Annotated in this window: 9 protein-coding genes; 7 read left to right on the plus strand and 2 right to left on the minus strand. The window is 64.5% G+C overall.

Going from position 1 to position 11,574, the window contains the following annotated elements:
* Nucleotides 1–60: 60 nt before the first annotated feature.
* Nucleotides 61–555 carry a cupin domain-containing protein gene (locus FIU81_RS15975; protein ID WP_124110102.1) on the plus strand — a complete coding sequence of 165 codons (495 nt, stop codon included), beginning with the start codon at nucleotides 61–63 and terminating at the stop codon, nucleotides 553–555.
* Here the strand turns inward: FIU81_RS15975 and ppsR are convergent.
* Together ppsR and FIU81_RS15985 are read right to left on the minus strand one after the other, a co-directional pair.
* Nucleotides 552–1,907: a transcriptional regulator PpsR gene (ppsR, locus tag FIU81_RS15980; RefSeq protein WP_254695947.1), complete on the minus strand. Its 1,356-nt coding sequence runs from the start codon at nucleotides 1,905–1,907 to the stop codon at nucleotides 552–554. The two genes, FIU81_RS15975 and ppsR, sit on opposite strands and share 4 nt — an antisense overlap.
* A gap of 70 nt (nucleotides 1,908–1,977) precedes the next feature.
* The gene (locus FIU81_RS15985) at nucleotides 1,978–2,745 is read right to left on the minus strand and encodes a B12-binding domain-containing protein (RefSeq protein ID WP_124110101.1); all 768 of its coding nucleotides are present in this window, start codon (nucleotides 2,743–2,745) and stop codon (nucleotides 1,978–1,980) included.
* Between the two features lie 173 nt (nucleotides 2,746–2,918).
* Here FIU81_RS15985 and bchF point away from each other — a divergent pair, with 173 nt between their 5' ends.
* The 6 genes from bchF to bchM all read left to right on the plus strand — a co-directional run bounded on the left by bchF (nucleotide 2,919) and on the right by bchM (nucleotide 11,565).
* On the plus strand, nucleotides 2,919–3,407 hold the full coding sequence (bchF, locus tag FIU81_RS15990) for a 2-vinyl bacteriochlorophyllide hydratase (protein ID WP_124110100.1): 489 nt from the start codon (nucleotides 2,919–2,921) through the stop codon (nucleotides 3,405–3,407).
* Nucleotides 3,404–4,678, plus strand: a complete 1,275-nt coding sequence (locus FIU81_RS15995; protein WP_124110099.1) for a ferredoxin:protochlorophyllide reductase (ATP-dependent) subunit N — start codon at nucleotides 3,404–3,406, stop codon at nucleotides 4,676–4,678. Before bchF ends, FIU81_RS15995 begins: the two co-directional genes overlap by 4 nt.
* Before the next feature lie 91 nt (nucleotides 4,679–4,769).
* Nucleotides 4,770–6,293 carry a ferredoxin:protochlorophyllide reductase (ATP-dependent) subunit B gene (gene bchB, locus FIU81_RS16000; protein ID WP_124110098.1) on the plus strand — a complete coding sequence of 508 codons (1,524 nt, stop codon included), beginning with the start codon at nucleotides 4,770–4,772 and terminating at the stop codon, nucleotides 6,291–6,293.
* Nucleotides 6,283–9,816, plus strand: a complete 3,534-nt coding sequence (locus FIU81_RS16005) for a magnesium chelatase subunit H (protein ID WP_124110097.1) — start codon at nucleotides 6,283–6,285, stop codon at nucleotides 9,814–9,816. The genes bchB and FIU81_RS16005 overlap by 11 nt, the downstream gene beginning before the upstream one ends.
* A 106-nt stretch (nucleotides 9,817–9,922) precedes the next feature.
* Entirely contained in the window at nucleotides 9,923–10,843 is a 921-nt protein-coding gene (bchL, locus tag FIU81_RS16010) for a ferredoxin:protochlorophyllide reductase (ATP-dependent) iron-sulfur ATP-binding protein (RefSeq protein ID WP_413816216.1), read from the plus strand.
* Nucleotides 10,843–11,565 (plus strand): magnesium protoporphyrin IX methyltransferase, encoded by a 723-nt coding sequence (gene bchM, locus FIU81_RS16015; RefSeq protein ID WP_124110096.1) that lies wholly within the window; start codon nucleotides 10,843–10,845, stop codon nucleotides 11,563–11,565. The genes bchL and bchM overlap by 1 nt, the downstream gene beginning before the upstream one ends.
* Nucleotides 11,566–11,574: the final 9 nt, after the last annotated feature.

Genomic DNA, 11,574 nt, shown 5'->3' on the forward strand with positions numbered 1-11,574 from the left:
TCAGTACAGGGCGGCGCCCAGGCAAGGGACCCGGTGTCGCGCCGGGGCGTTTTGGCTGTGATGACCAAATACGAGACGTTTCACCTTCTGCCGGGCGACGATGTGCCCAACAACCCCGATTTGCCGGTGATCGTGGTGCGGGGTGCGTTCCGTCCCCCCGGTGATGCGGCCAAGCGATTGGCGGCGAACGGTTGGACCGGCCTATGGACGTGGAGCGTTTTCGATCGTCATCACTTCCACCCCAATGCCCATGAGGTTCTGGCTGTGGCCAAGGGCGCCGCAGATTTGCGGCTGGGTGGCGCGTCCGGGCGCGATGTGGCTGTCGGTGCGGGTGACGCGCTGATCCTACCGGCCGGAACCGGGCATTGCTTGCTGGAGGGGCGTGACAGTTTTGAAGTTGTCGGAGCCTATCCGCCCGGTCAGCAAGATTACGAAACGCTGTGGGGCGGTGATCTGCTTAATGGCGTGTCGGAGCGCATCGCAAGGGTTCCGCTGCCCGGGACCGACCCGATTACCGGGGCGGCAGACACGTTACCAACAGCGTGGCGCGCCTAGTCCTCTCGCGCAAGCAACGCGTACTTCCGCAGCTTCACGTAAAGCGACTGGCGCGACAGGCCCAGCATCTCAGCCGCCGCGACGCGGTTGTCGTCGGTGAGTTCCAGCGCCGTTTCGATGCACATCTTTTCGATCACGTCGGTCGTTTCGGCGACGATCTCTTTCAATGTCGTGGCGCCCACAAGATCGCGGGCGGGGCGGACAGGGGTGCCGGATTGCGTCGTCTGGCCGGGATCGACGCGGGGGGCGTCGCGCAGGATCAGGCCGAAGCCGGGGTGCTTCGGATCGGCCAGATGCACTGCCGACACCTCTACTGCGATTTCGTCTCCAAAGGGGGACGACAGGCGCGTGGCGAAAGATTTGATGCGCCCGTTGCGGCTGGCGTTGTCCAGCAGCACCTTCAGGTCCACCGCGCCGCGCACGAGGAAATCGGACAGGGGGCGGCCCCGGATCACGTTGATCCCGTCCAGATCGGCCATCGACAGGAACGCCGCGTTGGCCGCCGTCACCCGGCCTGTGCGGTCGCAGAAGACCAGACCGTCCGACGTCTGCTCGAACAATTGCGACAGACGGATCGAATCGTCGTTCAGGCCTTCGTCGGCGGAGTCCTGATCGAAGCGACACAGGACCAGCCGCTCGCCTGCCGCGCGAAAGGCGATCGGACGCATTTTGACGATCTGCTTGCCCGCGCGAACGGTGATCGAGATCGGGCCGGCGTCTTCGTCCTGCGCATTGGCGGACATGGCCACCAGGTCGAGCGGGCCGGTTTCCTGACCGATCCACTTCGAAAGTGGACTGCCGGAAATTTCGTCGACCGTGCCGTTCAGCAGCCGCGCGGCTTTGCCGTTCAGCTCGGCGATCTTGCCGGTCTGCGCGTTCACGAAGACGACCGCATCGCGCGTCGTCTCCATCAGCACCTTCATGCGCGTCGAAATCTCACGCTGGTGCTCATAGTCCCGTTCCAGCGCCATCTGGGTTTCGACAAGCTGCTGCTGCATCTGCGCCACTGGCTTCAGGTCGCGGCCCAGAAGCAGGATTGCGCCGTCGGGACCGATGGTGTGGAAACTGTAGCGCAGCGGATAGGCCAGACCGGTTTCGGGCAGGTGATTGAGTTCCAGCGGACGCGGAGAAGTGTTGCCCGCGTTCAGCTCTGCCAGTCGCGCGTCAAACTTCTCGACGCTTTCGCTGGTCAGCATCGAGCGGAACTCACGCCCCTGCCATCCACCAAGCGTGTCGGTAGCGGAATGGGCTGGGTTCACCAATACACTTAGCACTTCACCCAGGTCAGAAATCACCACCGAAATGTCGGACGCAGCCGCAATGATGTTGCCCAGCACGTCTGGTCCGATCAAGGGGATCGCCCCGCTCGACCAATATCGTGTGCCTCGGCTTGTCATCTGGCTTGCTTGTCCTTCGGTTCGGTCAGTGGTGGCGTGATGGTGTTGCGTCATGTCCGGCTAATCGTAGTGCTTCTTGGGGGTCGCTTGTCACATGGTCCGCTCCGGTCAAGCGGATCACGGCGTCATGTCCTATCTCAACGATCCCGCCACCGACGATCAGCGGAACCTTGCCTTCGGTGGCGCGGCGCAGCGCCGTGATGGTCTGATGGACTGCGCCCAGATCGTCCGACAGCGCGACAGAGACCATCACCACATCGAAATCAGAATCGGTGGCGATGTGGCGGACTTCCTCGGCGGGTCGGCCCAGAACCAGTCGGACGGACGCGCCGAAGCGACGCAACTGTCCGGTCAGGACCATCGCACCAAGCGTGTGGTACTCATCCGCCAGCACCATCACCATTATGTCATCTGCGGGCCCGTTCGGGTCCTCTGCCGACAGGGCACTGTCGCGCAAAAGCGCCTGCAAACGGGCCGAGCCAATGGTGACATCGGCGAAGCTGACCTGATCGGCGCACCACTCGTCACCCAATTCGCGGGCGACGGCGGGGACGTAGACATCGCAGATCTGCGCCACGGATACGCCCGACGCGCGCATCTCTGATATGGCGGAGTCGCGTTCTGCCGGGTCCGGCGTCGTCACGGCGGCACGCAGACGCGCGATCCATTTCGCGGATGTGGCGTCGGCACGGGCCCGGCGCTGCGCAATCGTGTCAAGCGCGCGCGCGACAAGGTCGGTCACTTCACTGGACCGCTCGGCTTGGAACTTTGGCTTCGGATCTTGCGATGCCATGGTTTCGAACACCCCGCACGTCGCCCCGGCCCTACCGATGCGTGGGTAGAGTATGCCGCGTTCGGGGAGGCTTTGTCAAAATTATCTGACAGGCGGCGGCGAGAAAGGCTGTCGACCGCCTCAAGGTGTAAGTTTAAGTTGACACTTCGCGCGGCCAGTGATTGGTTCAGGGCATGTCAGTAGTTGTAGCCAATCCATCTCAAACTCCTGCCGCGCGCCGCCCGGTCTACACCGCAGCAGAGCGCGCGCGTCGAGATTCGACCCCTTGGACGCTGGTGCAGGGTGTGCTTGCGCCAGTACAATTCCTTGTCTTCATCGTCTCTGCGGCGCTGGTGCTGCGGTACCTTGTGACGGGCGACGGGTACGCGGTCGCGACCGTGTCCGTCGTGGCGAAGACAGTGATCCTGTATGCGATCATGGTGACAGGTGCGATCTGGGAGAAGGTCGTGTTCGGTCAGTACCTTATGCATCCCTCCTTCTATTGGGAGGATGCCGTCAGCTTCGCCGTCATCGCGCTACACACTGCTTATCTGGTTGCTCTGTTCGGCGGCTTCGTGGGCCCGGTCGCGTTGATGTGGATCGCTCTGGCGGCCTACGGAATCTACGTCGTCAATGCCGTGCAGTTCGTCGGCAAGATGCGCCAGGCGAGGGCAGAAGCATGACCGAGCTTCCCCCCACCCGCGGCTGCGGCAACGCACCTGTTCTAAAAGAGCGCGGCCAGCGCGAGGTCTTCTGCGGCCTGACGGGAATCATCTGGCTGCACCGCAAGATGCAGGACGCCTTTTTCCTTGTGGTCGGGTCGCGCACCTGCGCCCACCTGCTGCAATCCGCCGCCGGTGTAATGATCTTCGCAGAGCCGCGCTTCGCAACGGCGATCCTTGAGGAAACCGATCTGGCCGGGCTTGCCGACGCGCAGGACGAACTGGACCGTGAAGTCGCCCGCCTGCTGGAACGTCGCCCCGATATCCGCCAGTTGTTCCTCGTCGGATCTTGTCCGTCGGAGGTCATCAAGCTGGATCTCGCGAAGGCGGCAGAGCGGTTGTCGGTGGAACATGCGCCGCATGTTCGGGTGCTGAACTACTCCGGCTCGGGGATCGAGACGACTTTCACCGAAGGCGAAGACGCCTGCCTCGCTGCGATGGTGCCCGCGCTGCCCGCGACCGACGAGCGCGAGTTGCTCATGGTCGGCGCGTTGCCCGACGTCGTCGAGGATCAGGCGAATGCGCTTCTGTCCGGTCTGGGCATCGACCGCGTGCGATGGCTGCCTGCCCGTCGCGCGGATGATCTGCCTGCCGTGGGGTCGAATACTGTCTTCGCTCTGACCCAACCGTTCCTGGGTGAAACGCATGCCGCCCTGATCCGTCGCGGCGCACGGCATATCGCGGCACCCATGCCATTCGGGGAAGAGGGGACGACGCAGTTCCTGTCCGCGCTTGCCCGTGAATTCGGCGTGTCGAAAGAGCAGTTCGAAGATGTGACCGCCGCGCCCCGCGCCCGTGCCCGCAGGGCCATCGCCCACGCGACCGAAACGCTGAACGGCAAGTCCATCTTCTTCTTCCCCGACAGCCAGCTGGAAATCCCACTGGCCCGTTTCCTGACCCGCGAGTGCGGGATGCAAGCGGTCGAGGTTGGCACCCCTTTCCTGCATCGCGCCATCACCGGGCCGGACCTTGATCTGCTGCCCGAAGGGCCGGTGATTTCCGAAGGGCAGGACGTGGACAAGCAGCTGGACCGTGCACGCGCCGCCCACGCCGACCTGACGGTTTGCGGGCTGGGCCTTGCGAACCCGCTGGAATCCGAAGGGCTGACGACCAAGTGGGCCATCGAACTCGTTTTCACGCCAGTGCATTTCTACGAGCAGGCCGGTGATCTGGCCGAGCTGTTCGCGCGCCCGATCCGCCGCAAGGCCAAGCTGCGGGTGGCCGCAGAATGAAGTTGCACCCAGCATATCAACTGAGCGCGAACGTGTTTGCCTGCGGCAACCACTTCATCGCGCGCACGGCGACTTCCATGGGATACCTCCCATGAAACTCGCCGTGTGGACATATGAGGGCCCGCCGCATGTCGGTGCGATGCGCGTCGCCACCGGAATGACCGGCCTGCACTACGTGCTGCACGCACCGCAGGGCGACACCTACGCCGACCTGCTGTTCACCATGATCGAGCGGCGCGGCAAGCGGCCTCCGGTCACCTACACGACGTTCCAGGCGCGTGATCTGGGGGCGGACACCGCCGACCTGTTCCGCACGGCCTGCAACGACGCGGTGGCCCGTTTCGATCCGCAGGCGATCATCGTGGGTGCCTCTTGCACTGCCGAGCTGATCCAGGACGATCCCGGTGGCATGGCGGAAACGCTTGGCTTCGACATCCCGGTCATCGCGCTGGAACTGCCCAGCTATCAGCGCAAGGAAAACTTCGGCGCGGACGAGACGTTCTACCAGATCGTCAAGCGCCTTGCGCAGCCGATGGAGCGCACCGCGCGCGTCACCTGCAACATCCTTGGCCCCACCGGTCTGGGCTTTCGCCACCGTGACGACGTGCGCGAGATCACCGGACTGCTGGCTGACATGGGCGTCGAAGTGAACGTCTGCGCGCCGATGGGGGCGTCGCCCGCCGACATAACCCGCATGGGTGCTGCGCATTTCAACGTGCTGCTCTACCCTGAAACGGGCGAGACGGCGGCGCGCTGGTGCGAGAAGACCTTTGGTCAGCCGTTTACCAAGACCGTTCCCATCGGCGTTGGCGCAACCCGCGATTTCGTGGCGGAAGTGCTGGAATTGGCCGAAGGCGCGACCGTCCCGTCCGAAGAGGCGCTGCGCCTGCCGTGGTATTCGGCCTCGGTTGATTCCACCTACCTGACCGGCAAGCGCGTGTTCCTCTTCGGCGACGCAACGCACGTCATGGCCATGGCCCGCGTCGCCCGCGACGAGATGGGGTTCGAGGTCGTCGGCATGGGCTGCTACAACCGCGAATTCGCCCGGCCCATGCGTGCGATGGCCAAGGAATACGGCCTGACCGCGCTGATCACCGAAGACTATCTGGACGTCGAGCAGGCCATCGAAGCCGCCGCGCCAGAGATGATTCTCGGCACCCAGATGGAGCGCCATATCGGCAAGCGTCTGGGCATTCCCTGTTCGGTGATCTCTGCCCCCGTCCACGTGCAGGATTTCCCGGCCCGCTACTCTCCGGTCATGGGGTTCGAGGGCGCGAACGTGCTGTTCGACACGCTGGTTCATCCGCTGGTCATGGGGCTGGAAGAACACCTGCTGCACATGTTCCGCGAAGACTTCGAGTTCCACGACGACGCCGGTGCCAGCCATCATGGCGGCAAGGCAAAAGCGCGTATCGAAGAGACGCCTGTGGAAACTGCCGAGACCGGCAGTGACGTGGTCGTCTGGCTGGATGCGGCCGAACGCGAGCTGAAGAAGATCCCGTTCTTCGTGCGTGGCAAGGCGCGTCGGAACACCGAAGCCTTCGCCGCAGAGCGGGGCGTGACAGAGATTTCCGTCGATACGCTGTATGAAGCGAAGGCCCATTATGCGCGATGAATTAGGCCATACGCGCGCGGGATACCGCATCGCCATCGTGACGCTGGACGCGCACGCCGCCGGCCCTGCCGCGCGTGTGCTGCCGCGCCTGGAAAAAGACTTCCCGGGCCTGTCCGTCAGCGTCCACGCTGCTGCCGAATGGGGCCACGATCCCCACGCCCTCGACGTGGCGCGCGATGCGGTGCGCGACGCCGATATCGTCGTGACCTCGCTGATCTTCCTCGAAGAGCACGTGCAGGCCATCCGTCCCGGTATCGAAGCTGCCCGCATGCGGGCCGATGCAGTCGTCGGCATGGTGTCTGATGCGGCCATCGTGAAGCTGACGAAGATGGGCGATCTTGATATGGCCAAGCCGCAAAGCGGTGTGGCCAAGCTGATGAAGCGCCTGCGCGGATCGGCCAAGCCCTCTGGCGCGTCCGGGGCCAAGCAGATGTCGATGCTGCGCCGCCTGCCGAAGATCCTGCGGTTCATTCCCGGCAAGGCGCAGGACCTGCGCGCCTGGTTCCTGATGATGCAATACTGGCTAGGCGGGTCGGACGACAATATCGAAGCGATGATCCGCTTCCTGATCTCGCGCTATGCCTCCGAGAAGACATGGCGCGGCGTCGATGCGCCCGCGCCGGTCGAATACCCAGAGGTTGGGCTGTATCATCCGGACACGCATATCGTGGACGATCCCAAGAAGCTGCCGAAGACCGACGGCCACGCTACGGTCGGCCTTCTGATGATGCGCAGCTACATCCTGTCGGGTGACACCGCGCATTACGACGCCGCGATCCGTGCGTTGGAGGCGAAAGGCCTGAACGTGCGGCCCGCCTTCGCCGGTGGCCTCGACGGTCGACCCGCGATCGACGCTTATTTCGCGGGTGGTCGCGTGGACGCTTTGGTGTCGCTGACCGGCTTCTCTCTGATCGGTGGCCCGGCCTACAACGACAGCGATGCTGCGGCGGAAGTCCTTGGCACGTTGGACGTGCCCTACATCGCCGCGCACCCGTTAGAGTTTCAGACGCTGGGCCAATGGGCCAACAACGCGCAGGGCCTCGGCCCGGTCGAAACCACAATGCTGGTCGCACTGCCCGAAATCGACGGCGCGACGAACCCCACGGTCTTCGCCGGCCGCCACGGCCCCGATGGCTGCGATGGGTGTGCGTTGAAGTGCCGCCCCTCCGCCACCCAGGCGCGCGCCATGGCCCCATGCCCCGAACGGATCACGGCACTGGCCGACAAGGTGGATCGTCTGGCGCGCCTGCGTCGGTCCGAAGCGTCCGAGCGCAAGGTCGGCATCGTGCTGTATGGTTTCCCGCCGAACGCCGGCGCGATTGGCACGGCGGCTTATCTGTCTGTGTTCGAGAGCCTGTGGAACACGTTGGTTCAAATGAAGTCCGACGGGCATGATGTGGATCTGCCAGCCGATGTGGACGCCCTGCGTGCCGCCGTCCTGAAGGGCAATGCAGCGCAGTATGGGCAAGAGGCGAACGTCGCTGCCCATGTCAGCGCCGATGAGATCGTGCGCGATACGCCGTGGTTGTCAGAGGTCGAGGCTGTGTGGGGCGCCGCTCCGGGACGTCAGCAGTCGGACGGGCGCGGTGTTTTCGTTCTGGGCGCGCGGTTCGGCAACGTCTTCGTCGGCGTGCAGCCCGCTTTCGGCTACGAGGGCGACCCCATGCGCCTGCTGTTCGAGCGTGGTTTCGCGCCGACGCACGCCTTCGTGACCTTCTACCGCTGGATGCGCGAGAGCTTTGGCGCCGACGTGCTGCTGCACTTTGGGATGCACGGTGCGCTGGAGTTCATGCCGGGTCGTCAGGCCGGGATGGGTCCGGGCGACTGGCCGGATCGCCTGATTGGCGGGCTGCCGAACGTCTATCTTTATGCCGCGAACAACCCGTCCGAGGCGACACTGGCGAAGCGCCGGTCCAACGCGGTCTGCGTGACGCATCTGACGCCGCCGGTTGGCGCGTCGGGTCTGTATAAGGGGCTGGCCGAGTTGAAGGACAGCCTGTCGCGTTGGCGTTCCAACCCCGATGCGCGGGCCGATCTGGAAGAGCTCATCGCGGTGCAGGCCGAGGCGGTCGATCTGGGCGGTGTCGCGCTGGACGATATGTGGCTGAAGCTGCTGGAAACAGAGACGGCGCTGATCACGGACGGTTTGCACATCGTGGGACGCGGCATGGATGCGGACCAGCGCAGCGCGATGATCGCTGTGATGCCGGACGGGACCGACGCCATTGCGATGGAAATGGCGTTAAGCCAGCAGACCGAACTGCCCGCCTTGATGCGTGCGCTGGGCGGTCGGTTCATCGCGCCCGTGCCCGGCGGCGACCTGATCCGTTCCCCCGAGATTCTGCCCACGGGCCGCAATATCCACGCTTTCGATCCGTTCCGAATGCCGACTGCTTACGCGATGGCCGACGGCGCGCGTCAGGCGCAGTTGATCCTGGACACGCACAAGACCACGCCGCGCTCTGTCGCGCTGGTCCTGTGGGGCTCGGACAACATCAAGTCCGACGGTGGGCCTATTGCACAGGCTCTGGCGCTGATGGGGGCCGTTCCGCGGTTCGACAGCTACGGGCGTCTCTGCGGAGCTGATCTGGTGCCGTTGGAAGACCTTGGCCGTCCCCGGATCGACGTGGTGATGACCCTGTCTGGCATCTTCCGCGACCTGCTGCCGCTGCAGACCAAACTGCTGGCCGAGGCTGCGTGGAAGGCCGCCATGGCCGACGAGCCGCTGGAGCAGAACTTCATCCGCGCCCACGCCCTGCGCTACGCCGAAGAGACCGGCTGCGACATGGAAACCGCCTCCCTGCGCGTGTTCTCAAACGCGGAAGGCGCCTACGGGTCGAACGTGAACCAGCTGGTCGATGCGTCGGCTTTCGACGATGAGGACGAGCTGGCGGACGCTTACCAGACGCGCAAGGGCTTCGCCTATGGACGCGACGGCAAGGCGGCACCCCAAGCCGCACTGTTGCAGGCGGCGTTGAAGGACGTTGATCTGGCGTACCAGAACCTCGAATCGGTCGAGCTGGGCGTGACCACGGTAGATCACTACTTCGACACGTTGGGTGGCATCTCTCGCGCAGTGCGCCGGGCCAAGGGCAGCGCCGCGCCGGTCTATATCGGCGACCAGACGCGCGGCACCGGCAAGGTCCGCACGCTGCAGGAGCAAGTCGCGCTGGAGACACGTTCGCGCGCCCTGAACCCTCGCTTCTACGAGCCGCTGCTGCAGCATGGGCACGAGGGCGTCCGCGCCATCGAAGCGCATGTGACCAACACGATGGGCTGGTCCGCCACGACCGGAGAGGTCGAGCCGTGGGTCTATCAGCGCATCAGCGAGACGTTCGTTCTGGACGACGCGATGCGCAAGCGTCTGTCGGACCTGAACCCGACGGCAAGCGCGCGGATGGCCGGACGACTGATCGAAGCGTCTGAACGGTCCTACTGGACCCCGGACGCGGCCACGTTGGAAGCGCTGCACGGCGCTGCCGACGAACTGGAAGATCGCATGGAAGGGATCGCGGCGGAATGAACTGGCGCGCTTCATATCAAGTGACCGGACTGGGGTGCTGCCCCGGCCGCGTAGGTATTTTTGGAACGATGAAGGGGGGCGTGATGGCCTCTCGGGAAGGGATCTTATGAGCCCCAAGGATGATGTCGCGACACTGCGTCGAGCGGCGGGCATGCCCCGTTTGGGAGAAGACGGCGAAGGTTCGGTGCAGGTGCATCAGGACCCGTCATCGCAGATCGAAGGCGCGAAGGTGTTCGCGGTCTACGGCAAGGGCGGAATCGGCAAGTCGACGACCTCGTCGAACCTGTCGGCGGCGTTTTCCACGCTGGGCCACCGGGTGCTGCAGATCGGTTGCGACCCGAAGCACGACAGCACGTTCACGCTGACCGGCAAGCTGCAGCCGACGGTGATCGATATCCTGAAGGACGTCGATTTCCACGCCGAAGAGCTGCGCCCCGAGGATTTCGTGGCGACCGGCTATAACGGCGTGCAATGCGTCGAAGCGGGCGGACCTCCAGCGGGCACGGGCTGCGGCGGTTATGTCGTCGGTCAGACCGTCAAGCTGTTGAAGCAGCACCACATGCTTGAAGACACCGACGTGGTGATCTTCGACGTGCTGGGTGACGTGGTCTGCGGTGGCTTTGCCGCCCCGCTGCAACATGCTGACCGCGCAGTGATCGTCACGGCCAACGATTTCGACTCCATCTACGCCATGAACCGCATCATCGCCGCGGTGCAGGCCAAGTCGAAGAACTACGGCGTGCGTCTGGCGGGGTGCATCGCGAACCGCTCGAAGGACACGAACGAGGTCGATCGCTACTGCGACACGGTCGGCTTCCAGCGCATCGCGCATATGCCCGACATCGATGCGATCCGCCGCAGCCGTCTGAAGAAGAAGACGCTGTTCGAGATGCCCGACGAGGAAGACATCGTGCGCGCGCGCGCCGAGTACATTCGCCTGGCTGAAAAGCTGTACGCGGGCACCGATCCGCTGGCCCCGGCGCCGTTGCCGGACCGTGAAATATTCGAACTGCTTGGATTCGATTGATGCCTGACGCGATACCATCCCTTGACGCACGTCGAGCGCTTGATCGCTGGACGCCCACGCGTGAGCGGGTGAAAGACTATTTCGACTCCACCGCGACCGACACCTGGGCGCGGCTGACGTCGGATGAGAAGGTGTCGCGCATCCGCGAGACCGTGCGCGCCGGGCGTGACCGGATGCGTGCGCTCATGCTGTCGCGTTTGCCCGAGGACCTGTCCGGATGTCGCGTTCTGGATGCCGGTTGCGGTGTCGGGCAGATGAGCCAGGCCTTGGCCGAGCGCGGCGCCGAGGTCGTGGCCGTGGATATCGCGCCGGCCATCCTTGACGTCGCGAAGCGGCGGATGCCGGAAGAACTGCGCGACCGCGTCACCTTCATCGCGGGTGACCTGAGCGATGACGGTCTGGGCGACTTCGATCATGTCGTCGCGATGGACAGCCTGATATACTACGAGGCGGCTGAAATCTGTTCGACGCTGGCCAGCCTTGACCCGCGTGTGTCGGGCAAGATCGTGTTCACCGTGGCGCCAAGCACGCCGATGTTGATGATGATGTGGGGCGCCGGACGGCTGTTTCCGAAAGCCGATCGCGCGCCGGTCATGGTGCCGCAATCGCCGAAGCGTCTGGCACGGCAACTGACCAAGGCGGGCTGCGTGCGTCTGCTGCGCCCGGTCGAGCGCGTGAACTCCGGCTTCTACATCTCCCATTGCATGGAGGTTCTGCCGTGAGCATCGCGC

The organism is Palleronia sp. THAF1, from assembly GCF_009363795.1.
GTDB lineage: Bacteria > Pseudomonadota > Alphaproteobacteria > Rhodobacterales > Rhodobacteraceae > Palleronia.

What these genes read in the sequence shown, in the direction of transcription:
- FIU81_RS16005 (WP_124110097.1), top strand. Translation starts at nt 6,283, where the DNA reads ATGCGCGATGAATTAGGCCATACGCGCGCGGGATACCGCATCGCCATC.
- bchB (WP_124110098.1), top strand. Translation starts at nt 4,770, where the DNA reads ATGAAACTCGCCGTGTGGACATATGAGGGCCCGCCGCATGTCGGTGCG.
- FIU81_RS15985 (WP_124110101.1), bottom strand. Translation starts at nt 2,745, where the DNA reads ATGGCATCGCAAGATCCGAAGCCAAAGTTCCAAGCCGAGCGGTCCAGT.
- bchM (WP_124110096.1), top strand. Translation starts at nt 10,843, where the DNA reads ATGCCTGACGCGATACCATCCCTTGACGCACGTCGAGCGCTTGATCGC.
- bchL (WP_413816216.1), top strand. Translation starts at nt 9,923, where the DNA reads ATGAGCCCCAAGGATGATGTCGCGACACTGCGTCGAGCGGCGGGCATG.
- FIU81_RS15995 (WP_124110099.1), top strand. Translation starts at nt 3,404, where the DNA reads ATGACCGAGCTTCCCCCCACCCGCGGCTGCGGCAACGCACCTGTTCTA.
- FIU81_RS15975 (WP_124110102.1), top strand. Translation starts at nt 61, where the DNA reads ATGACCAAATACGAGACGTTTCACCTTCTGCCGGGCGACGATGTGCCC.
- bchF (WP_124110100.1), top strand. Translation starts at nt 2,919, where the DNA reads ATGTCAGTAGTTGTAGCCAATCCATCTCAAACTCCTGCCGCGCGCCGC.